Raw genomic sequence first — 23,425 nt, 5'->3', positions numbered from 1 at the left:
TTTATCGGTGGAGCAGATAAAACTATTGAAAAAAAACAACGTACATTCAACTGACCGGATCGGAACCGACAGAATCGGAAAATTGCTTTTTGATTTTTCTGTTCCCGCTATTATCGGAATGCTTGTAAATGCGATATATAACATCGTGGATCGTATTTATGTAGGCCAGGGGGTGGATCCCCTGGGAATAGCGGGAATAAGTCTGGTAATGCCCGTGATGATGGTCTTGATGGCTTCCTCAATGCTGATCGGCATCGGCGCAAATTCTCTTTTTTCGATCCGCCTTGGGCAGGGCCGTAAGGATGAGGTTGAAAAAATCATGGGCCACGCCTTTGCGCTGCTCTTTTTTGTTCCGGGAATCGTAATAGTGGCATGTCTTATTTTCCTGGATGCTATTTTGCTTAACATATTGGGGGTAAGCGAGGCGGTTTTTCCCTACGCGAAGGGTTATCTTCAGGTAATTCTCTACGGCGGTATTTTCAGCGCCATCGGTCCGGGGGTTAATCATTTTATTCGATCCGATGGGCATCCCAAAACTTCCATGCTCACCCAGATCCTCGGCGCGGTGGTCAATATCATTCTGGATCCTATTTTTATCTTCGTATTCGGCTGGGGTGTGGCCGGCGCGGCATGGGCAACGATTATTTCGCAGTTTATTTCTTTTGTCTGGGTCATAGGCTATTTCAATTCCCGGTTTACCAAGCTTCGTTTCCGTTTCCATGCTATGAAACTTGAAGTGAAGACGACCCTTCAGATATTGGCGATCGGTTTTGCCCCCTTTGCAATGCAATTGGCCATAGGGCTGGTAAATATTCTCCTGAACCGTACCTTGTTTGCATACGGCGGGGATATTGCGGTTGCCGCCATGGGTATTGTGTACAGTATTTTGATCGTTATCATCATGCCCCTTCAGGGACTTAATCAGGGGGCCCAGCCTATCATCGGATACAATTACGGCGCGAAAAAATACGATCGGGTTAAGAAAACCTATAAGTGGGCGGTTATTTACGCAACCGCGTTCGTCTGTATCGGGTTTATCCTTTTTCAGTTTTTCCCCCATTTTTTCATCGCCCTTTTCCGGAACGAGGAAGGGGAGCTGATGGATATAGGGACCTTTGCTCTGCGGAGATGCACCATGTTCCTGCCGCTTATCGGCTTCCAGATACTGTCGTCGAATTTCTTTCAGTCCATCGGAAAACCGGTGCAGGGAACTGTTTTAAGCCTATCCCGGCAGATATTGTTCTATATACCCCTGCTGATTATTCTGCCAAGGTTTTTCGGAATACGGGGTGTATTTTTATCCATGCCCTTAGCGGATATGGGCGCATCGATCCTTTCGGCCTTTGTCATTGCCCGGGAGATGCGGATCCTGAATGGGTTGGAGAAGGAAACGTAGTTTCCGGAAACATAGTTTGTTGTTTCTTCACCTTTAGAGCCCGGGCGGCGTTGCAGATGGCGATTACCGCCACGCCTACGTCGCCGAAGACTGCTGCCCACATGGTTGCAATACCCAATGCGCCAAGGACAAGGATGACGCTTTTTACGCCCAATGCAAAGACGATGTTTTGGTTTACGATACTGCGGGTCCGTTTGGCGATGTCCATGGCGGTGATGAGCTTGGATGGCTCGTCGGTCATGATAACCATGTCCGCCGCTTCAATAGCCGCATCGGAACCAAGGCCTCCCATGGCTATGCCGATGTCACTGCGGGCCAATACCGGGGCGTCGTTGATGCCGTCCCCGACAAAGACCAGTTTCCCCGCAGATTTTTTTTCGTTCGCCAAAATTTCCAGCTGCTCAACCTTTTGGTGGGGCAGCAGTTCCGTATAGACCCTGTCGAGTTCCAGTTCACGGGCGATTCTCTCCCCCGCAGCCTTGGTATCCCCGGTGAGCATCACGGTATTCTTAACGCCCCGCTCTTTTAGGGCGCGGATTGTTCCAAGGCTGTCTTTTTTCAGCTCATCACTGATAATAAGGCATCCCGCATATGCGCCTTCTATTGCCAGATGAACGATGGTCCCGTCAACTTGGGGGTTTGCAGCGGGGTAGGGGATCTTTTCTGCGTCCAGTAAGCGGCTGTTTCCGGCCAATATTTTTTTTCCGTCAACCAGTACCCGGATTCCCCGGCCTGCAATTTCCTCAAGGCCGCTGATTCGTTGCGCGTCCACGGACTTTCCGTAGGCCCGCTGTATGGAAAGGGCGATGGGGTGGCTGGAGTTGCTCTCCGCATGGGCGGCATAAAAGAGCAGATCCTCCGGGGTATAGCTTCCTGCCGGCATAAATTTGCTTACCGTAAAGACCCCCCGGGTGAGGGTTCCTGTTTTATCAAACACCACGGTATCAACATTGTTCAGGGCGTCCAGGTAGTTGCCCCCCTTTATCAGGATACCCTGGCGGGAAGCGCCGCCTATGCCGCCGAAAAAACTTAAGGGTATGGAAATAACCAGGGCGCAGGGGCAGGATACTACCAGAAACACTAAGGCCCGGTTGATCCATTCCGAAAAAATCGCGCCGGGTATAAGCAGGGGCGGGACAAAGGCCAGTATCAGGGCCATGATCACCACCGCCGGGGTATAGTACCGGGCAAATTTGGTGATGAAATTTTCTACGGGCGCTTTTTTACTGCCCGCGTTCTGTACCAGATTTAATATTTTTGAAACCGTGGATTCTCCAAAGACCTTCGTAACCTCGATTACCAGGAGCCCGCTTGTGTTGATAGAACCGGAAAGGACGGCGCTCCCTGCCTCCACATCCCGCGGCAGAGATTCCCCGGTAAGCGCGGAAGTATCCAGGGCGGAGCGGCCTTCCAGAACAATGCCGTCCAGGGGAACCCTTTCTCCGGGCTTTACCACCATGATATCCCCGGCCTTCGCTTCCCCGGGATCGGCCTTTACGATTAATTCACCCCGTTTCAGGTTGACATAGTCCGGCCTGATATCCATCAGGGCGGTAATGGAGGACCGTGAACGGTTTACCGCGTGGTCCTGGAAAGCTTCGCCAATTTGATAGAACAGCATTACTGCCACCCCCTCGGGGTATTCCCCAATGGCGAAGGCGCCGATGGTGGCAAGGCTCATGAGGAAGTTTTCGTCAAATACCTGGCCCCGGGATATGTTTTTTACCGCCCGGAGCAGCACCTCCCCGCCTATGAGCAGATACGCCCCCAGGAACAGGCCCAGTTCAACAGGATCTGCAAATTGAAAAACCAGGACGCTGATAAAAAGCATAAGTCCAAGACCAAACCGGACATAATCAAAAATTTTTCCCCGGTCCGGCGCTGTTTTTATCGCCGGTGAAGGAGATCCCGCTGCGGCCGCATCAATCCTGGTCATGATGATATCCGGCTCGTACTGCTTTACGATTGAATCCGCACGGGCGATAATTTCCCGGGCATGGTCATCGCCGGTAGTACCGGCTGTTTCTAAAATAAGTTTTTGGGCGCTAAAGTCGACAACGGCGTTTTCCACCCCTGCGAGTTTCCGTATCCCCGATTCTATTTTTGCTGCGCAGATCGGGCAGCAAAGACCTTCAAGGTTAAATTGCATTTCCATATCCTAGCTCCTTTCGCATACATGGACTAAACCGGCGGCGAATATGGCCCCCACATGTTCGTCGTCCAGGGAATAAAACACCACCTTTCCGTCCCGGCGGTATTTAACCAGCTTTGTCTGCCTGAGGGCCCGCAATTGGTGGGAAATTGAGGACTTGGTCATCCCCAGGAGTACCGCGATATCGCAGACGCACATCTCGGAGTGGAGCAGGGCGCTGATGATCTTGACCCGGGTCGAATCCCCAAAGACCTTGAAGAGATCCGCCAGGTCCAGCAGGGATTCCTCCCTGGGCATATGTTTGCGGACATCGGCGACGACATCCTCGTGGATGGTATTGCAGTCGCAGTTATCAATTTCGGCAATGTAAGTACTCATTTATTTCTCCTTAGTTGAACAGTTGAGTATATAGACAACTATAATAAAAAAGTTTCGCCCCGTCAAGTGTTTTAGCGGGAAATATGCCTTTTTTCGGATCTACCGGGAAATCGAACGAGGTATCTCCGGCTATTTGTACCAATTAAGAGAAAAACTGAGAGAACAGCAAAACGTTTTTCCTGTTACACAGCCGTTTTAGAGAACTTTAATAGAATTATGGGTCATTTTGACCCGCTGATTTTAGACTCCCCTGCCTTGAGAATTATACCGATATTAAATATAATAATCAAAATCAAGATTGTATTCTTGAGGGGGTTTACTTTAAGGAATGGTAGAGAATTTGGAAAAATGGAATGGCTTGTTTGGAGATACCTATTACTCGGGGAAAGGGATGTCTCAGGGCATCGACCAAAAAAGCAATAAGCGCAGATTTGGTTTAAGGCCGGTCGATAAAAGCGGCGGACTAGGAATAGGGCTACAAAGAAAATCGATGATTGGAGTTCCCTGGCGGTTGGCGATTGAAATGATGGAGCGCAAATGGGTATTGCGGAGTACTATTATTTGGCATCGTGAAAAGGCCCTCCCGGAAGCGGTTAAAGATAGACCAAGAAGAAGTTACGAGTATATTTTTATGCTCGCTAAAGATCGACAATATTATTTTAACCGAAAACCATTAGTTGATAAAAAATTTGATGAGGATGTTTGGACAATACTAGCTCGTCCAAAAGCCGGAAATGGAATTGATACTGCACCGTATCCTGATGAACTTGTTGAACGTTGTTTGGAAATCGGATGTCCTGAAGGCGGGACTGTTTTGGATCCATTTGTCGGTAGCGGGACAACAATACGTGTAGCGATGGACACCGGACGAAACGCAATAGGCATTGATCTAAGTCCTGATTTTTGCAAATATACGTTATCACAATTGGAGAAAAAGTAATATGTATTTAACTCCTGGACAAATTACCCAGTCAATTGGAAATCTGAGAAGCATTCATCCATTCTATGGTATTACCTTTCTCGCTTGTAAAGAAATTAAACTCCCGGTAGGGAATACAATTGAATTGTCATTAGATAATGTTACAAAAATGTTTATGGAAAAAGTACATAAAATAAAACCAGATTCCAAATACTATTTTCAGCCGTACAAGACTATCCAAAAAGAAAAGCAATGGCTTGATGATCGTTACCCTTCTAATGGATTACAAGCTATTAATATTCAAACCTTTCAAAACGCTTTTATCCATGAGAGAAACGAAAAAAACTGGGGATGGAAAAATAATTATATTTTGATTTTAGGAGAAAAATTAAATAAGAATAAGTTACCAGCCTTTGATCTTGCCATTTGGTTATTTAAACATGAAGAATGGCCTGATAATACTTCTGCTCAAATACTTCTTGATAAATTTTATTCTCAATTTCATATAACTGACGAAGAAAAAAAAACGCTATTCGATACAACTATTAGAAATAATTTATATTCTCTTAAGCTCCAAGAAAAAAAGCCTGAATGGGATGATTTTAGCGGCACTATTTCTTTACCTCCAGACGCTTCGCCCAACCGTGGAGCTACCCTTTCTTGCATTGAAATCAAGAATATTGGTAATTCTCCTGATTTAATCATGGAACCAAGTAGTCGTCTTAATTTAATCACCGGTGATAATGGTCTTGGAAAGACTTTTTTGTTGGAATGTTCCTGGTGGGCATTAACCAACACATGGCCTGATTTACCAATAAATCCAACTGATTTAACAGGTAAGAAAAATGCGTCAATTACTTACAAGCTGGCCGGCATTAAAGGTTTACCTGTAAAAAAGACCGTAGTTTATGATATAAAAAATGCAAGGTGGCCGAATGATATAAAAAAAGAAACGACTCCTGGTTTAATCATTTATGCCCGCGTTGATGGTTCTTATGCGGTTTGGGATCCGATTAAGCAGAACCCAAAAGAGCAAACAACAATAAAAGAAAATATTTTTACACGTGATGATATATGGAATGGTATAACCGGAAGTATTGAGGGTTTAATTCGGGATTGGGTCAAGTGGCAAAACACCCCTGAGAAGTATCCTTTTAAAATATTTGAGATGGTTTTAGAAAGAATGTCACCTCCTGATCTGGGTGTTTTAAAGCCGGGTACAATTCGACGGATTCTCAATGACAACCGTGAAATGCCAACTATTCTTCATTCATTTGGTGAAACGCCTATCGTATATGCTTCGGCGGGTGTAAAACGAATTATTACCCTTGCATATTTGATAGTATGGGCTTGGAACGAACACAAGGTTGAAGCGAAATTACGTAATTCAACACCTGAAAATCGCATGGTAATAATGATTGATGAGATAGAAGCGCATTTGCATCCAAAATGGCAGCGAGTTATTCTTTCTGCATTAATGGATCTGCAACAATTTTTATCATCTGAATTGGAAATACAATTTATTATTTCTACACATTCTCCATTGATTTTAGCGTCAGCCGAAACGTTTTTTACTAAAAGTACCGATAGTTTATACAATTTTAAACTTGATGCTATTTCAAATCGGGTATTGCTTGAAAAACTTGACTTTATCAAATATGGTCAGATTGACATGTGGTTAACCTCTCCAATATTTAATCTTGAGCAAGCTCGCTCCCGTGAAGCAGAAGAAGCGATTGGCCAGGCAAAGAAACTGCAATTGATGGACAATCATGATAAACAAAAAATAGGTTTAATTCATAAACAGCTAGTTGAGTTACTCGCGGAAAATGATCCTTTCTGGCCAAGGTGGATTTATTTTGCTGAGCAAAATGGGGTCGCTATATGATTCCGGTAATTAAGCAGAATGAACCAGCAAATTTTGATAAGGATGTAAGGCAACCAGGTAATAGGTTTTTAGCTAACCATCCAAATCCAAGATCCGGGGAATTTAAGACACTCTGGACTCAAGTAAGTGGTGAATTATATAGGCTTTATAATGGTATTTGTGCCTATACTGGAGAATGGTTTTCAACTACTCAGACAGCTGTTTCAGTAGATCATTTTATACCAAAATCCTTTGCGCCGCATCTTGCTTACGAATGGGATAATTATCGTCTTACGATTCAAAAAATAAATAACTACAAAGCCGATAAAACTGGTTTGATTGATCCTTTTGAAGTACAAATTGGTTGGTTTGTTTTGGATGTTCCTTCATGTATTATTAAGCCGAATACTTCACTTTCAAATAGTGAGCATGCAAAAGTTCAATATACTATCGAAGTATTGAAACTAAACGATGATGACGCTTTTGTTCAACGAAGGTGTGATATTATCATGGATTATGTCCGTAAAGAAATTACTTTTAGTTTTATGCAACGAAAATACCCATATATTGCTTGCGAATTACAAAGGCAAAATTTAATCGATACTGTTGGACAATATTTCAAGGGATTTTTTTAATTAACCACTCGGCCAGATTCTTCCGCCGGACCCCTTCCTTGGTGTAATCCCAAATTGGATCCATGGAAAGTACCAGCTTAGGATACTGATCCTTGATTTCTAAAAGGGGGGCGAATTCCCGCTCGATCACGGCGGAATCGGACAGGAGATAGCATACCTGGATATAGATCTTCTCTTCCCGGCGCAGGGCGATAAAGTCAACTTCCCGCTGCCCCAGTTGGCCGATATATACCCGGAACCCCCGGCGCTTCAGTTCCATGCAGACCAGGTTTTCAAGAAGTCCGGAAATTTCATTATCCCGGTAGCCCTGAATTGCGTGTTTTACCCCATGGTCCTCAAAAAAGTACTTTTCCTGGGTTTCAAGCTGCCGTTTGCCCTTAATATCGTACCTGCTGATCTTTCGGATAAGAAAGGCTTCCTCCAGGGCGTCAAGGTAATTGTAGACCGTCTCGGTACTGAGTTTCCGGCCCTGGTTTTTTAAAAAATCGGAGATACTCTTGGCGGAAAAAATATGTCCCATATTGTCCATTAAAAATTTGACAATCCGTTCCAATAGTTCCGTATCCCGGATATGATGCCGGCCAATAACATCCTTGAGGATCACCGAATTAAATATATCCGTCAGATAGGGATATACCGTACCGGAATTGATATCCATTTCGTGGATCCCCGGAAGCCCGCCGTAGCGCAAATAATCGATAAATTGTGTATTCAGATCCTTGCCGCCATCTTCGCCCTTTGCCTTGGTAAAGACCAGGTGTTCCGCAAAGGAAAGCGGATAGACCGGTATTTCCACAAAGCGGCCCGCCAGGAGGGTATGGAGTTCACCCGATAAGAGGTTGGCGTTGGAACCGGTAACGTAGATATCGCAGTCAAAATCCACCCGAAAGGAAGCGACGGTCCGTTCCCACCCGGTAATCCGCTGTACCTCATCCAGCAGGATATACAGCCGTCCCGGCGATTTTTGAGCATATTCGGTAACATATTTATAGAGGGATTCCGTATCCGCCAGGGCGGCGAGCCGTTGGGACTCAAAATTGAGGAAAATAATCCGCTCCTCATCTACCTTCCGTTCCAACAATTCTTCCCGGAGCAAAGCAAGGATGGCGCTTTTTCCGCTTCGGCGCATACCGGTAATTACCTTTATGACCGGTTTGTCGATGTAATTCCCGATCATTTCCAGATACGCTTCCCGCCGAATAAATGATTGATTGATCATGGGATTAATACTACCACAAAAAGACAAAAATGGCAATAGTTTCTTGTATAAGAGAAACTATTGCCATTTTTGGCAAAAGTTTCTCTTATACTGATAAATTTATTTAAAAATCGGGCAGGAAAAAGTCAACGGTCTTTGTCAGGTTTATCGCCGCTTCCAGGGTGACGGCTATGTTCTCCGCCCCCAGATCCGCAATGAAACCCGCCTTTTCCATGGCCTTCCGCGGCTGCTCCCGGACTTCGCTGATGATGAGCTTGATCTTGCCATGCCGGCATTGGGCCAGAAAGGATTCCAGGGCGGTGATCCCCGTGGAGTCTATGGCGGGCACGTCCCGCATACGCAGAATAAAGACGCTGGGCTTTTTTGCTACCCCCCGCAGGGTGTGCTGGAGCATATCCGCCACACCGAAAAAGAAGGGGCCGGTAATTTCGTATATTTCAACATCCTTGGGATGCGGAGGCAGGGCGGTGTTTCCGGAGGATGGGCTGTCGGCGAACATTAAACCTGCGCCGCCGATCCTTTCACCGGAGTGTATCTCCGTTACTTCAATCATCCGCTTGAGGAAGAGGACCACCGCCATGATCATCCCCACTTCCACCGCAAAGGTCAGGTCCACCGCAATGGTGAGTATGAAGGTGGTAAGGAGAACTACGGCGTCGCTCTTGGGAGCCCGGCGGACAATCCGAGCGAACCGGGCAAGGTTACTCATGTCCCAGGCTACCACCATGAGTACCGCCGAAAGGCAGGCCAGGGGAATAGCGGAGGCTGCGGGCGCCAGAAAAAGGATGAAAAGCACCAGGGTCAGCGAGTGGATTATCCCCGAGACGGGGCTTACCGCCCCGGCTTTGATATTCGTTGCGGTCCGGGCTATGGCGCCGGTGGCGGGGATGCCCCCCATAAAGGCGCCGGCTATATTGCCCACCCCCTGGGCTACCAGTTCCATGTTGGCGTTATGCCGGTCCCCGGTCATGCTGTCCGCCACCACCGCCGAAAGGAGGGATTCGATGGCCGCCAGCAGGGCGATGGTAAAACTATCCGGCAGCAGGTCCCGGATCATGCTCCAGCCGATCTTCGGGATCACCGGTACGGGCAGCCCCTGGGGTATGCCCCCAAAGCGGGTCCCGATGGTTTCCGTGGGTAGCCGGAAAAAGTAGCATACCAGGGTAGCCGCGATAACCCCAACCACTGCGGCGGGGATGCGGGGGTACAGTTTCCGCACCAGGAGTATGATACCCAGAGCGCCCAGGCCAATGCCCAGGGTTACGGGCTGCAGGGTGGGCAATAAACCAATGTATTGTCCCCAGGATTCAAAAAATTCCGGGGATGTTTTTTCAATCGCCAGGCCGAAAAAATCCTTTATTTGCTGGGAAAAAATCAGAACCCCGATACCGGTGGTAAAGCCCGTGGTAACCGGATAGGGGATGTACTTTATCAGGCGCCCCAAACCGGACACACCCATGAGGATCAGGATAATCCCCGCCATGGTGGTGGCCACAATGAGCCCCCCCATACCGTGCCGGGCTATTACCCCGTAGATGATCACCACAAAGGCCCCGGTGGGTCCGCCAATCTGAAACTTACTTCCCCCGAGGAAGCTGATAAAAAAGCCCGCCGCAATGGCGGTATACAGCCCCTGCGCCGGAGTCCCCCCGGCGGCTATACTGAAGGCCATAGCCAAAGGCAGGGCGACAATGCCCACCGTAAGGCCGGAAATACAATCCTTCCCAAAGGACTTCAGGGAATACTTCTGCCCATCCTTTTTGGAAAAAAGCTCGAAAGTCCTGGGGATAAAATCCTTGAGCGAGACAAGTTTTAGAATATTAAATGAAGCCATACTGGTAGTATCGGCTCTATATAGAAAAGAATAACCACGGACCACACAGACAAAGGTGGACCAAACCGCAGAGCGGTAAGGGGAATGAGGAAAAACCGCAGAGGACACAGAGGAAAAACCGCAGAGGACACAGGGGAAAAACCGCAGAGGACACGGAGGAAAAACCGCAGAGGACACAGGGGAAAAACCGCAGAGGACACAGGGGAAAAACCGCAGAGGACACAGGGGAAAAACCGGAGGACACAGGGGAAAAACCGCAGAGGACACAGGGGAAAAACCGCAGAGGACACAGAGGAAAAACCGCAGAGGACACAGAGGAAAAACCGCAGAGGACACGGAGGAAGAACACAGAGGACGCAGAGGAAGAGGAAGCGTGTCAGGAAGGCGATGGCCGTCTTCCACACCCCCTCTTCCTTCTTCCTCCTCCTCTTCCCTCCGTGTCCTCTGTGTTCTTCCCTCTGTGTCCTCTGCGGTAAATCTTCTTTATCCGTGAGATCCGTGAGGTCCGTGGTTATTCTTAATTTGAAATCCCTATCGAAACCTCCCGCCCCTTCCCACTACGCCTTATTTCCTATATAATTGATAAGATATGTCAATTGATTCTGCGAATCCCCTGATTGTCCAGAGTGATCGTACCCTGTTATTGGATGTTCATGCCCCCAAGGCTGAGGAAGCCCGGGCCGCTGTTATGCCCTTTGCGGAACTGGAAAAGTCCCCCGAACATATACATACCTTCAGGATAACCCCCCTGTCCCTCTGGAACGCCGCCAGTGCGGGCTTCACCCCCGCCGATGTGGCAGCCGCCCTGGATGCCTATAGCCGCTACCCTGTTCCTCAAAGCATACTCGAAGGTTTCTCCGATACCATGGCGCGGTACGGCAAGATCCGGCTGGTAGCGGCGGATGGAAAAGCGCCGTTAGATCCCCTTCGCCCCCTTCCGGAGGAACTCCTCCTGGTGGCGGATGATACGGCCATCCTGGCGGAAATAGGGGCCGCAAAGTCCCTGACTAAGCTGCTTCGCCAGTGCCCTGAGGGGTTCAGGCTGCGCTTGACCGACCGAGGCAGCGTTAAACGGGAGCTTATCAGAATGGGCTGGCCCGTACAGGATATGGCGCCCCTGATCAACGGGGAGGTTCTGGAGTTGAGCCTGCGTTCCCCCGCCGCTTCCGGCAGGCCCTTTACCCTGCGGGACTACCAGACCGAAGCAGCCCGGTCGGTGCTGGGAAACAATGGCCCTGGGAGCGGTTACGGGGTGGTGGTGCTTCCCTGCGGTTCGGGAAAGACCATGGTGGGCATGGCCCTGATGAGCCTCCTTAAAACAAATACCCTGGTGCTGACCACCAATGTGGCGGCGGTGCATCAGTGGATAGATGAACTTCTGGATAAAACGGACCTTGAGGCGGAGGAGATCGCCGAATATACCGGGGATTCCAAGCGGGTAGCGCCGGTAACCATAGCAACCTACCAGATCATCACCTGGCGGCCCGATAAGGACGCGGAGTTTCCCCACTTCAAGCTCTTCCGGGAACGGCCCTGGGGGCTGATCATCTACGACGAGGTTCACCTACTTCCGGCTCCGGTTTTCCGGGTAACTGCGGAGCTTCAGGCGGTGCGCCGGCTGGGGCTTACCGCCACCCTGATCCGGGAGGACGGGGCGGAGGACGCGGTGTTCAGCCTGGTGGGGCCCAAACGCTACGATGTCCCCTGGAAGGATCTGGAAAGCAAGGGTTGGATTGCGGAAGCCCTCTGTACGGAGATCCGTCTGGACATGCCGGAGAAGCTGAAGATCCCCTACGCCGTGGCAACTCCTCGGGAAAAGTACCGGGTAGCCAGTGAAAATCCCTACAAGGAAATCATCGTTCGCCAGCTGGTCGATAACCACCCGGAGGATCATATCCTGGTGATAGGTCAGTATATCACCCAGTTAGAAGGGCTGGCTCGGCTGCTCAAGGCGCCTTTGATTACCGGAAAAACCCCCAATGTGGAACGGGAAAAAGTATATGGCGCTTTCAAGCGGGGTGAGTTCCGGGTTATCGTGGTATCCAAGGTGGCGAATTTTGCCATTGACCTTCCCGATGCCTCCATGGCTATCCAGGTCTCGGGTTCCTTCGGTTCCCGGCAGGAGGAAGCTCAACGCCTGGGCCGTATTTTGCGGCCTAAGGGACGGAACTCCTATTTCTATACCCTGGTTTCCCGGTATACCGTAGAGGAAGACTTTGCCGCGAACCGTCAGAAATTTCTTGCCGAGCAGGGCTACAAATATGCCATACAGCATTGGACGGAGAATGAAATACTCACCGGACAAAATGGGGTAGGGCAGAATGAATAGCTCCCCCTTCCGTTCCCCGGATGTCTGGAAATCCGCCCTCCTGATCCTCCCGGACAGTTCCTACTTCGAGCTTATGCGCAGCGTCTTTGGGAATATCAAAACTCCCTTCAATAAACAGCGGCTTGCGGAGGATTTGGAGGCCTTCCTATCCCGCAAAGAAATTCAGGAGGCCATCGCCGTATATATCGATGAAACCGACGCCAGGGTTATCGCTGCCATCGCAACCCTGGAAGAGCCGGCGCCGGGGGAACTGGAAACCTTTTTCGCCGGGGAGTTTAGCTATGCTGAGCTGCATGGCATACTCCTCAACCTGGAGGAGCGGCTTATCCTCTACCGGTTTCAGGAAAAGGGGGTCTACCATCTGGCCCTGAACCCCCTGTTGGAACCGGTGCTTGGCCCCATCATTATCGATAAGAGTTCCCTCTTTCCATCGGAGCCGCTGAAAATTCCGGAGCTGAGTAACCCCTCCGGCTATGGCATCCTGGATGATCGTATCCTGGCGGCGCTTTTTGCTTTTATTTCCGACCAGCCGGATTTCTTTAAGAACGAAGGGGGGATACGGAAAAAAGTTTTGGATGACGGAAGGCTCCTCTTCCCTGGTTTGGATCTTGAGTCCCTTATCGGGGGCCTCCAGTGCCTGGGTCTTCTGCAGCAGCAAGGGGAGAGAATTATTCCCGATGAATCGAAGCTCCGCCACTTTACGGAACTTTCTTTCAATGAACGGCAGGAATACTGTGCCGCAGGAATCTGTATCGATAAAAGTATCCCCAAGTCTGCCCCCTGGTCGCTTGCAGCGAAGTTCCCTTCACAATCTAACCGGGGCCGCCTTCCAACGCTAACCGGATTTATCCACACCTTTATGGATGTCCTGAAGACGGCGCAGCGTTACCCCCGGTCAACCCTCAAACGGATTGCGGATATCCTGGAACGGAGCGGCATTGAGCAGATACCCTGGGGGGTGGAAACCAAGAGCCGGGGGAACATTGGCGATCTGTTTGATTCGATGCTGGAAGCGCTCAAGACCGTAGGCCTCCTGGGAACCGATTCGGAGGACGGGTATTTCCGGTATCCCCCGGCTATGCGGGAAACTGCGTTGCGAGTAGCGGTGATTGCCATGGATACGGCTTTTTCCTGCATACTTTATCCGGAGATCTGTTTTTCCGATGCCTTGGCCCTTGCCTCCTTCAGTCTTGTCCGGGAAACCGGTACAGCGGTGCGGTTTGAGATCACCCGGGAATCGGTGGTCCGGGGCTTTGACCGGGGTAAAAATGCCGAGGCCATGGTTACCCTCCTGGATCGCCTGTCGGGGAACCAGGTGGATCAGAACCTCCGCTGGACCGTGAAGGACTGGGAATCCCGGTATTCCGGGGTTTCTCTCCACCAGGGGATAGTCCTTACCCTGTCGGAGGACCGCCGGTATCTGGCCGAAGCGGAACCCGTCTCTTCCCTGATCAGCCGGATCCTTATGCCGGGGGTCTACCTCCTTTCGGCATCCGAAAAGGCCGACGCTATCCAGGCCCTCCATAAGGCGGGGATAGATATCATAGCCCAGCCGCCCCAGCTTGTCGAAACCTTGCCCGGGGATAGGTATTCCCCCTATCCGCCCCAGTCTGCACCCCGGTTCTATCCTGATGGGTTTCAGGCTAAGCCCGCATTTTGCAACGAAGCAGAAACACTGTTTCTTGATACGGAAAAGATGGAACAGTCTAAAGAGCGTTTCCGTGCGGCCCTAAAGAGGCTGTCCCTTACCAAGGGTGAAAGGGACGAGCTTTCCGCCCGGATAGAGCGGCGGCTGATACTTAATGAATCCCAGCTGGTAGGTGTCTCGGTACGGTATGAAAAACTGGAAGCCCGGGGTCTTGACTACGTGGGAAAAACATCCATCGCGAAACAGGCCATTACCTCAAAGCAGCTCATAGAAATTATGTGGTCCAATCAGGATGGGGAAGTGAACCGGGTCATCGGTATACCCGAGGCCATGGAAAAATCCGAGGGAGAGACCCTGTTGGTCCTCAAACCCGTACCGCCCGGCGACACGATCCGCCTCCCCTTGGGAAAGATCAGTCTCCTCCGGCGGATTAAACAATCAATTTTTGGAGAGTAGCACAATGCCCCTATTACCATTTTCAGCTAATCAAATAGAAGCAAATCAGGCAAAATTGGCGGTCCTCATTGACGCCGATAATACCCAGCCCGCCATCATCGAAGGCCTCCTGGACGAGGTGGCCAAGTACGGTGTGGCCAGCGTCAAACGGATCTACGGCGACTGGACCAGCACAAACCTCCGCTCCTGGAAGGACCGGCTGTTGGAGCACGCCATCCAGCCCATACAACAGTTTTCCTACACCACCGGCAAAAACGCTACGGACAGCGCCATGATCATCGACGCCATGGACCTTCTCTACAGCGATAAGCTGGACGGCTTCTGCATCGTCTCCAGCGATTCAGACTTTACCCGCCTTGCCGCCAGGCTCCGGGAAAGCGGCCGCACGGTCTACGGCTTTGGGGAAAAGAAAACCCCCCGGGCCTTTGTTTCGGTCTGTGACAAATTTATCTACACAGAAATACTGCGGGATAACCAGGAAGAGACCGATGAAGACGATGCCCGCCCGGCTGCCCGGTCCAAGCGGGACTTCAAGGTGGATCGTAAACTGCTCAAACTTCTCCACGACACGGTGGACGATCTGGCCGATGAATCCGGCTGGGCCTACCTGGGCGGGATAGGGCAGAAAATCACCCTCCGGTCCAGCGAGTTCGACCCCCGGAACTACGGCTTCAAGAAGCTGGCGGACCTCTTCCGGGCGGTTCCCCAGTTTGAAACCGAAGAACGGCCCCAGGAGAACGGCACCGGACGGCAGGTGTATATCCGGTGGAAACGAAGGGGAAAATAGCGGAAACAGGGCTTATCTTCGCTTAGGACGTAACCCCCCGCATAATTCCTGCGACGAAGGCCTTAAAAAAGGGATCAGCTATTACATATTCACCCTTTAGTTTTTCTACTATGCCTTCTTCAACCAAATCTTTCATGGAGCGCTGAACGGTGGATACACTGTTCAGCCCGTAGGTGTTTATGTAAGCGGCGGAAAAAACATTTTTACCGCTAACCGTAAGGGATTGTAATAATTGTTTTCTCCCCTGGGATTGGCGATCAAATAATTCCAAATAATAATCGCCCTTGAGCGCCAGAATCTGTGTAACACAATAATCCACTATTTTTTTTGTTACAGGCTTTTTAGTGTCAATCAGGCACTGCCATACTTCCGCAGCGAGAAGCTGTATATAATGCGGAATATTCCCGGCCGCGGAAATCAAATATTGCCCTATATTTGTGTCAAGGGTAATTCCGGAGGCAGTGAATTTATTCTGTAAATACTTAATCGTATCGTCTTCGGGAAGCGGCCCAATGGAAATTTGCGACGCCGAATGATAAAAGGCTCTTTTTTTATTATTAAACATTTCCTCCAGAATATGGGTCTTGCTGCCTAAAAAAAGATAGCTGGTATTAACCTGCTGTTGAATTTTACTGCGTAATAAATTTTCAAAATTTATATTCTGTAATTTTCCTGCTTCCTGGAATTCATCAAAAAACACGACAACCCTATTTTTTTGACTCCCTAATGTCTCCGGCATATCCAATAATTGCGCCACGATTGTATCGTCAATAACGGTATTGGCAAAATCCACAGAAAATTCCGCCTCACCCTCTGCGTTGAAACCCAGGACCGGACGGATGTTTTTAATGGCGGAAGCAAATATTTTAACAAACTTATCCATGTTGGTTTGTTTTGCCGATAACGCCTTTGCATAGAGCCGGACAAAAGATTCCGGTGAATATACGGTCATAAAATCAAAATAAACACAGGTTACTTTTTTCTTTTCCAATTGTTCTATAACCTTAAAAACCAGGGATGTCTTTCCGAACCGGCGGGGCGCGTACAATACCATATTATTTCCGCCCATCAGGGTTTCCACAATACGTGAACACTCTTCTTTCCTGTCGAAAAAATCCCCTCCGCGTACGATGGTCCCGTATTTAAATGGATTCATGGCAGTTCCTCCGGCGATATTATACAAAAATGCATAATGCAACAATGCATAATGCATTTTTGTATAATATTAGCGGACGGAGGACTATTTGTCAAGTTTGCCTACAACTCCAGCGTCAAATCATTCCCCTTAATCCACCCCTTCTTCCGCAGGGGTATGGCGATAACGGAGGTCAGTACCGCCGGCAGGATGAAGCATATCAACACTAATCCTGTCCAGTCAAAGGCGGTAACGGCAGTCTTTGTACCCGCCGCAATATCGCTGAGCCAGCCCGTATAGAGCCCTATCTGCCCCACCAGGCCGCAGGTACCCATACCCGACGCCACCGCCGGTCCGTCCATGCGGAGGGCGAAAATGCAGGTGGCAATGGGTCCGGTGATCGCTGAGGCGAGGGTAGGGGGTATCCATATCCGGGGGTTCCGGACTATGTTTCCCATCTGGAGCATGGAGGTGCCCAGGCCCTGGGCAAAAAGTCCGCCCCACTTGTTTTCCTTAAAGCTCATCACCGCAAAGCCCACCATCTGGGCGCAGCAGCCGGCAACTGCGGCGCCGCCGGCCAGACCCGTAAGGCTCAGGGCCGCGCAGATGGCGGCGCTGCTAATGGGCAGGGTGAGGATCATCCCCACGATAACCGAAATTAGGATGCCCATAAAGAAGGGATGGAGTTCCGTGGCCCACATGACGGCGTTCCCCATGGCGCTGGCCGCGGCGCCTATGGTAGGGGCACAGCCCAGGGACAGCAGGACCCCCACCGCAATGGTTACCACCGGGGTAACGATGATATCAATCTTAGTTTCCTTGGAGACCAGCTTCCCGAATTCGGCGGAAATTACCGCGATAAAGTAAACCGCCAGGGGACCGCCTGCCCCGCCCAGGTTATTAGCGGCGCCGCCCACGGCAATAAGGGAGAACAGGACCAGCATGGGGCATTTCAGCGCCACCCCGATAGCCACCGCCATAGCCGGACCCGTAGCGGCCCGTGCATAAGCGGCTATGGTGAGAAGGATAGGTATGTTGAACTGCTCCCCTATGGTTCCGATGATAGTTCCGATAAGAAGGGACGCGAAAAGCCCCTGGGCCATGGCCCCCAGAGCATCAATACCGTACCGTTTTGCGGAAAATACAATGTCCTTCTTTTTTAGGAATTCGATAAGTTTCATGGATAGAGCATACAGTATCAGAAAAAAAAAGACAGGTATCTATTGACGGAAACCTCAGAAAAGGTAAAAATAATGTATATAAATTCAATGGGAATAATAGGAAGATAAAAATGGGTAAACGGAGTTACGGCAAAGAATTTGGTTTCCATACCCGGGCGGTACACACCGGGAACGATGCGGACAGCGGGACCGGGGCGATTAAGCGGCCCATCGTCATGGCGAACAGCTACGAACTGCCCTACGATCCATCGGACCTGAACTGGAGCGGTTCCGATAAGAACCTCTACACCCGGAATGGGGGGAGCAACCAGCAGTACCTTCAGGAAAAGATAGCCGCACTTTCCGGCGGCGAAGACTGTGTGGTCCTGGGCAGCGGGGTGGCCGCCCTGTCGGGGCTTTTCTTTTCACTCCTCAAATCCGGGGATCATGTGGTCTTTTCCAGCGTTACCTATATCGCGGTGTACCGGCTTTTTAACGAAATCTTCAATAATAAGTTCAACGTGGAGACCACCATGGTGGATACCTCGGACCTGGAAGCGGTGCGGAAGGCGGTACGGCCCAATACCCGGCTTGTCCACATTGAGACCCCGGGTAATCCCACCATCACGGTCTCGGATATCCGGGCCATAGCGGCCATTGCCCATGAAAACGGCGCCCTCCTTTCGGTGGACAACACCTTCGCCTCACCCTACAACCAGCGGCCCCTGGAACTGGGGGCGGATTTCTCCGTGGAAAGCCTGACCAAGTACATCAACGGCCACGGAGATTCCATGGGGGGCGCTATCATCGGTAAAAAGGAACACCTGGATAGTATCCGCGCCCAGGCCCAGGTAAACCTTGGCGGGGTGATCAGCCCCTTCAACGCCTGGCTCATCATGCGGGGCTCCGTAACCCTGCCCCTGCGGATGCGTCAGCACAACGAGAATGCCCAGAAGGCTGCGGAGTACCTTGAGAGCCTTCCCTGCGTCCGCTTTGTCGCCTACCCGGGGCTCAAGAGCCACCGCGGCCACGCCGTTGCGGCATCCCAGATGTCCCCGGGTTACGGCGGGGTACTTTCCTTTGGCCTTAAGGCGGACCACGATACCCACAACCGCTTTGTCAGCCATCTCCGGGTCATCACCTCCGCAGTTTCCCTGGGTCATGATGAAAGCCTCATCGTCTTCCTTGGTGAAAAGGATGAACGGCAGTATCTCTACCCCCCGGAGTTCCACGATGGGTTTTTCCGTTTCAGCGTGGGCATTGAGGACGCGGAGGACATCATCGGAGACCTGGAACAGGCGCTGCGGAAGACAGGTCTTGTATAGCGGAAATACGAAACCGGAAAGTCCTATACTTTCTCTCCCCTTTTTCGACTTCTTCGCCCTTGCGGTTAGAAATTTCTTCGTAATTAGTACTTACGGCGAATGTTTTATACCCTTCTAATATTTTTTTCATAATTTTTTTACGTTATTTAACGATATCCTCCGGCGGTATTTGCCGGGGCTTATACCGGTTACCCGCTTGAATATTTCTCCATAATAACTTGCCTTTGAAAAACCGGATGCAAGGGCCGCTTCGGTGATACTTACGGTATCATCAGAGAGAAAGTTAAGGCTTCGGCGAACTCTCAGGTTTAACAGGTATTCAAAGACAGTTTGGTGGAGTGTTTGCTTGAAAAGCAGACAGCATTTACTTCTGCATACCCGCCCTGCTGCGGCAATATCATCCAGACCTATCTTTTCGCTGCAATGTTCGTTAATGAATGAAATCATCCGTTTGAGCGGGATGTCTCCCCGAACGTTTTTGTCTTCCATGGATAACGAAGCGGCAATCGTGTTGGAAAAGATCAGCGACCAAAGCGCGTAGAAGCGGCTTTGTATTTCCAGAATTGAATCATCGCTTGATTGCAAACAGAGCCGCGCAAGGGCGCCGATTCTGACGGAGACTTCACCGCGCCAATCTTTTTCCGAATTGGTATTAGCCGGAAAAAACAAGGTATCGTAACGGGTATCATAGAGGAGGGGATTAACAAAACGCTTTTCGATATACGGATTAGCACAGAGCATGGAAGGATGCAGCAAAAGGCTGATAAACACACACTCTACAGAACCGTGTTTACCGGAGCTGCCGAAATGCAGTTGGTTGGCGTTGACAAAAATTACGTCCCCCGCAGCAAGGGGGAAAAGTTTGTCATTCACATGATAGGTCATTTCCCCTTCAAGTACGATGATAAATTCAAGATCCCGGTGCCAATGGCAATCTGCGGCATATCCAATAAATTGGGAGAGCCTCCAGTTAACCGCATATATGGGCAGATTTGACGAGGTGTATTGAACCTCTTCCGACATATCTTCCCGTACGCGTAATTTTTCCATAACCCGCCTCATAAAAATACGATAGTTATAAAAATACAGAAAATATTGGTATACATTACCAATTTTCAAGAATATCCTGATATTCAATAAATGACAAGTGAGGAAAAAAATGCCTGAGAAAGGGGGCCGGTTTGTTTTGCCCGCTTTAAAGAATGTATTAAGGCTATAAGCCAAGGAGTAGCTATAATGTTTAATAATGTAAAATTAATTGCGGCCGACATGGATCATACACTTTTGACAGAAAAAGGGGATTTGCCGCCAAATTTTGATGATTATATTTATAAATTGGAAAGATACGGCATTAATTTTGTAATCGCAAGCGGACGTCCTTTATATACCTTGGAAATGTTGTTTCAAAAAGATAAAAACAGAATGAGTTTTATTGCAGATAATGGCGGGGTCGTAACACATAACGGTACTATTATTTTCAAAAGCCTGCTTGATACAAACGATTATCAATCCATCATTCGTTTTGTTGAAGCTCAAACTGATGGTATAGCAATTCTTTGTGGTTTGGATTCTGCATATATATCCGAGAAATTTAAAGTACATGAACCATTTTTGAAAACATTTTATGCTAAGATTACATTTGTCAAAAATCTCTCTGAAGTTGTTGTTGATGCCGATAAATTTACTATTTATTTTCCTCAAAAAAACAGCAAAACATATTACGAAAAAACATTTCATCAAAAATATTCACAAAAATTTTCAGTTACCGTAGGAGATACTCTTTGGATTGATATTATGAACAAGGGAATAAATAAAGGAAAGGCAATAGAGTTACTTGGTATAAAACTGGATATTGAAAGTGAACAGATGATGGCTTTTGGCGATACCTATAATGATATAGAGATGCTTCAAATGGTAAAGTATAGTTACCTTGTAGAAAATGCTGTAGAGGACATGAAACAATACGCCAGGTTTATTACCGCATCAAATGATAATTTTGGTGTAATAAAAATTATTGATAAAGTACTGTTGGATTATCAAAACAATGCAACGGTGCCCCGGAGATTATGTAAAAAGGCTTGACATTATTTTTGAATGAATTTTTATGTTTCGCTTTTTGAAAATTCAAAAATTGTAAACATAGAACGTTATGTTGAAGGCGAAAGTAATTCTATTCTAAGGAATTATACTTCCCGCTGGCGATCCCGTTATCTACATACCGGAGCCGCCGGGAAAGATCCCGGGCCAGGTTCATCAGTATAAGGGAAAAGGCTTTGATATCCAGCTTGTAAATGCTCCGCAGGGCTCGGTTGGAAATGGACATAACCCGGGTGGGGCTCAGGGCTTTGATGGTGGCCGCCGAGGGCATCACGTCAAGGACTTCCATCTCCCCGAAGGCGTCCCCTTCTTTAAATTCAAAGAGGATGATGCCGGCCTTCTCCGCCGCTACCCGGCCTTCCAGGATAAAACGGATCTTATCATTGGGATCACCCTCAACGATGATAGCAGCCCCGGGCTCGTAGTCTTCCTGTTCCATCAGGGGCAAAATCTGGTCGATCTGCTCCTCTAAAAGACCGCCGAAGAGTGAATATTTTTGCAGGGATGAAGAATTCACCATAGGCTAACCCCTTTAAACATTGAATTTAAAAAACATCACATCTCCATCACGGACGATATATTCTTTCCCCTCAATGCGGTACTTCCCGGCCTCTTTGATCTTCGCCTCGGCGCCGTACTTAACAATATCTTCATACGAATACACTTCCGCTTTGATGAACCCCTTTTCAAAATCGGTGTGAATAACCCCCGCAGCCTTGGGAGCGGTATCCCCAATACGAAAAGTCCAGGCCCGGCACTCATCCGTCCCGGCGGTAAAAAAAGTCTGGAGCCCCAAGAGCCGGTACGCCGCATGGACCAGGGCGCCCAGACCTGATTCCGCGAGCCCCAGCTCTTCCAGGAAGGCGAGTTTGTCAGCCGGATCGTCGATGTCCGCCAACTCCGCTTCGAACTTCCCGCAGATGATCACCGCTTCGGAGTTTTCGGCGGCAGCCCGCGCTTTTACCTTATCAATGTAGTTGTTGCCGCCCTTACCCGCCGAGATTGCCTTCATCGTTTCCTCGTCCACGTTACAGACATACAACTGGGGCTTGGCGGAGATAAAGTGGCAATCGTAGACAGCGGCCCGCTCATCGTCGCTCAGGTCCGCCTGCCGGGCAGGTTTCCCGTCTTCCAGGAGGGGGCCGATTTTGTTCAGGGCGGACAGAACCGTCTCGGCGCTTTTCTGTTCCCCCTTGGCCTGCACCTTCAGAGCCCGTTCCGCCCGCTCCCGGCGTTTGGTAAGGGTATCGAGGTCCGCCAGGGCCAGCTCGACGTTGATGGTTTCCATATCAGAATCGGGGTCCACCTTATTGGACACATGGATGATATCAGGATCGTCAAAACAGCGGACCACCTGGGCTATCACCCCAACCTCCCGGATATGGGACAGGAACTGGTTCCCCAGTCCTTCACCCTTGGAGGCGCCTTTTACCAGGCCGGCAATATCCACAAACTCAACCGCCGCCGGGATAGTCCGTTCAGGCTTAAACAGGGAGGAAAGCTCGGAAAGCCGGGGATCCGGTACATCGACGATCCCCACGTTGGGGTTAATCGTACAGAAGGGATAATTCGCCGCTTCCGCCGGGGCCGAGCTCAGGGCTGAAAAGATAGTAGACTTTCCCACATTGGGAAGCCCCACGATACCGCAGTTAAGTGCCATACCCCCTATTGTACGGGACCCTTAGCCCGGGGTCAACACTCAAATTAGGAATAACCACGGACCACACGGACCACACGGACACAGAGGAATAAGAAGAGAAACCGCAGAGATCGCAGAGGAGACACAGAGGACACAGAGAGGAAGATGTGGACCCGCTGGAATTGCCCCGGTTGGGAGGACAGTAGGTTAAGCCACTTTTACACATACTGCCTCAGTCGGTGTTGAATAGTCAAGGGCCGAATGTATCCGTTTCCGGTTATAGTAGGTCTCAATATATTCAAACACCGAATTTTGTACTACCGATGGGGTATGTTTTCCGTCAAGCGTTTCAAGCTCGGCTTTGAGCGTTTTGAAAAAGGTTTCCGCACAGGCGTTGTCCCAGCAGTTTCCTTTCCGGCTCATACTTTGCCTGACACGTATTCCTCCCT

The 23,425-nt window shown here is 49.5% G+C and carries 20 protein-coding genes; 10 read left to right on the top strand and 10 right to left on the bottom strand.

Annotated features, from left to right (window positions below):
• Nucleotides 1-7 precede the first annotated feature (7 nt).
• Nucleotides 8-1,396, top strand: a complete 1,389-nt coding sequence (locus LQZ19_RS17835; protein ID WP_411049048.1) for an MATE family efflux transporter — start codon at nt 8-10, stop codon at nt 1,394-1,396.
• Here the strand turns inward: LQZ19_RS17835 and LQZ19_RS17830 are convergent.
• Together LQZ19_RS17830 and LQZ19_RS17825 are read right to left on the bottom strand one after the other, a co-directional pair.
• Nucleotides 1,347-3,551 (bottom strand): heavy metal translocating P-type ATPase, encoded by a 2,205-nt coding sequence (locus LQZ19_RS17830; protein WP_411049047.1) that lies wholly within the window; start codon nt 3,549-3,551, stop codon nt 1,347-1,349. The two genes, LQZ19_RS17835 and LQZ19_RS17830, sit on opposite strands and share 50 nt — an antisense overlap.
• Before the next feature lie 3 nt (nt 3,552-3,554).
• The gene (locus LQZ19_RS17825; protein WP_411049046.1) at nt 3,555-3,926 is read right to left on the bottom strand and encodes an ArsR/SmtB family transcription factor; all 372 of its coding nucleotides are present in this window, start codon (nt 3,924-3,926) and stop codon (nt 3,555-3,557) included.
• A 328-nt stretch (nt 3,927-4,254) separates the two neighbouring features.
• On the opposite strand from LQZ19_RS17825, the gene LQZ19_RS17820 reads away from it, so the two are divergent.
• From LQZ19_RS17820 to LQZ19_RS17810, 3 genes are read left to right on the top strand one after another with little or no spacing between them, the layout of a single operon-like run.
• On the top strand, nt 4,255-4,866 hold the full coding sequence (locus tag LQZ19_RS17820) for a DNA-methyltransferase (RefSeq protein WP_411049045.1): 612 nt from the start codon (nt 4,255-4,257) through the stop codon (nt 4,864-4,866).
• A 1-nt stretch (nt 4,867) separates the two neighbouring features.
• Nucleotides 4,868-6,733: an AAA family ATPase gene (locus tag LQZ19_RS17815; RefSeq protein WP_411049044.1), complete on the top strand. Its 1,866-nt coding sequence runs from the start codon at nt 4,868-4,870 to the stop codon at nt 6,731-6,733.
• Entirely contained in the window at nt 6,730-7,347 is a 618-nt protein-coding gene (locus LQZ19_RS17810; RefSeq protein WP_411049043.1) for an HNH endonuclease family protein, read from the top strand. The genes LQZ19_RS17815 and LQZ19_RS17810 overlap by 4 nt, the downstream gene beginning before the upstream one ends.
• Here the strand turns inward: LQZ19_RS17810 and LQZ19_RS17805 are convergent.
• Together LQZ19_RS17805 and LQZ19_RS17800 are read right to left on the bottom strand one after the other, a co-directional pair.
• Nucleotides 7,331-8,566 (bottom strand): ATP-binding protein, encoded by a 1,236-nt coding sequence (locus LQZ19_RS17805; RefSeq protein ID WP_411049042.1) that lies wholly within the window; start codon nt 8,564-8,566, stop codon nt 7,331-7,333. The two genes, LQZ19_RS17810 and LQZ19_RS17805, sit on opposite strands and share 17 nt — an antisense overlap.
• A 103-nt stretch (nt 8,567-8,669) precedes the next feature.
• Nucleotides 8,670-10,400: a SulP family inorganic anion transporter gene (locus LQZ19_RS17800; protein ID WP_411049041.1), complete on the bottom strand. Its 1,731-nt coding sequence runs from the start codon at nt 10,398-10,400 to the stop codon at nt 8,670-8,672.
• An 84-nt stretch (nt 10,401-10,484) separates the two neighbouring features.
• Here LQZ19_RS17800 and LQZ19_RS17795 point away from each other — a divergent pair, with 84 nt between their 5' ends.
• The 4 genes from LQZ19_RS17795 to LQZ19_RS17780 are packed head-to-tail and all read left to right on the top strand — an operon-like array spanning nt 10,485 to nt 15,620.
• Nucleotides 10,485-10,979 (top strand): hypothetical protein, encoded by a 495-nt coding sequence (locus LQZ19_RS17795; protein ID WP_411049040.1) that lies wholly within the window; start codon nt 10,485-10,487, stop codon nt 10,977-10,979.
• 10 nt (nt 10,980-10,989) lie between these two features.
• A complete protein-coding gene (locus LQZ19_RS17790; protein ID WP_411049039.1) occupies nt 10,990-12,729 on the top strand; it encodes a DNA repair helicase XPB in 1,740 nt (579 codons plus the stop codon).
• On the top strand, nt 12,722-14,833 hold the full coding sequence (locus tag LQZ19_RS17785) for a helicase-associated domain-containing protein (protein WP_411049038.1): 2,112 nt from the start codon (nt 12,722-12,724) through the stop codon (nt 14,831-14,833). Before LQZ19_RS17790 ends, LQZ19_RS17785 begins: the two co-directional genes overlap by 8 nt.
• A 4-nt stretch (nt 14,834-14,837) precedes the next feature.
• Nucleotides 14,838-15,620 carry an NYN domain-containing protein gene (locus LQZ19_RS17780; protein WP_411049037.1) on the top strand — a complete coding sequence of 261 codons (783 nt, stop codon included), beginning with the start codon at nt 14,838-14,840 and terminating at the stop codon, nt 15,618-15,620.
• Between the two features lie 22 nt (nt 15,621-15,642).
• Here the strand turns inward: LQZ19_RS17780 and LQZ19_RS17775 are convergent, their stop codons facing one another.
• Together LQZ19_RS17775 and LQZ19_RS17770 are read right to left on the bottom strand one after the other, a co-directional pair.
• Nucleotides 15,643-16,776, bottom strand: a complete 1,134-nt coding sequence (locus LQZ19_RS17775; protein WP_411049036.1) for an AAA family ATPase — start codon at nt 16,774-16,776, stop codon at nt 15,643-15,645.
• A gap of 101 nt (nt 16,777-16,877) precedes the next feature.
• Nucleotides 16,878-17,936 carry a PTS sugar transporter subunit IIC gene (locus LQZ19_RS17770; RefSeq protein ID WP_411049035.1) on the bottom strand — a complete coding sequence of 353 codons (1,059 nt, stop codon included), beginning with the start codon at nt 17,934-17,936 and terminating at the stop codon, nt 16,878-16,880.
• 110 nt (nt 17,937-18,046) lie between these two features.
• Between LQZ19_RS17770 and LQZ19_RS17765 the strand changes: the two genes are divergently transcribed.
• Nucleotides 18,047-19,240 carry a trans-sulfuration enzyme family protein gene (locus tag LQZ19_RS17765; protein WP_411049034.1) on the top strand — a complete coding sequence of 398 codons (1,194 nt, stop codon included), beginning with the start codon at nt 18,047-18,049 and terminating at the stop codon, nt 19,238-19,240.
• 126 nt (nt 19,241-19,366) lie between these two features.
• On the opposite strand, the gene LQZ19_RS17760 is transcribed toward LQZ19_RS17765, so the two are convergent.
• Nucleotides 19,367-20,290, bottom strand: coding sequence for an AraC family transcriptional regulator (locus LQZ19_RS17760; protein ID WP_411049033.1), 924 nt, complete (start codon nt 20,288-20,290; stop codon nt 19,367-19,369).
• Nucleotides 20,291-20,476: 186 nt separating this feature from the next.
• On the opposite strand from LQZ19_RS17760, the gene LQZ19_RS17755 reads away from it, so the two are divergent.
• Nucleotides 20,477-21,322: an HAD family hydrolase gene (locus tag LQZ19_RS17755; RefSeq protein ID WP_411049032.1), complete on the top strand. Its 846-nt coding sequence runs from the start codon at nt 20,477-20,479 to the stop codon at nt 21,320-21,322.
• A gap of 88 nt (nt 21,323-21,410) precedes the next feature.
• On the opposite strand, the gene LQZ19_RS17750 is transcribed toward LQZ19_RS17755, so the two are convergent.
• From LQZ19_RS17750 to LQZ19_RS17740, 3 genes are all read right to left on the bottom strand, one after another.
• Entirely contained in the window at nt 21,411-21,857 is a 447-nt protein-coding gene (locus LQZ19_RS17750) for a cyclic nucleotide-binding domain-containing protein (RefSeq protein WP_411049031.1), read from the bottom strand.
• 12 nt (nt 21,858-21,869) lie between these two features.
• Entirely contained in the window at nt 21,870-22,997 is a 1,128-nt protein-coding gene (gene ychF, locus LQZ19_RS17745) for a redox-regulated ATPase YchF (protein ID WP_411049030.1), read from the bottom strand.
• 186 nt (nt 22,998-23,183) lie between these two features.
• A partial coding sequence (locus LQZ19_RS17740) for an integrase core domain-containing protein (RefSeq protein WP_411049029.1) occupies nt 23,184-23,425 on the bottom strand: 242 nt, incomplete at its 5' end.

Source organism: Treponema primitia, assembly GCF_046533075.1.
Taxonomy (GTDB): Bacteria; Spirochaetota; Spirochaetia; order Treponematales; family Breznakiellaceae; genus Termitinema; species Termitinema primitia_B.
Note: the sequence above shows the minus strand (reverse complement) of the source record. Positions and strands in the feature narration are given on the sequence as shown.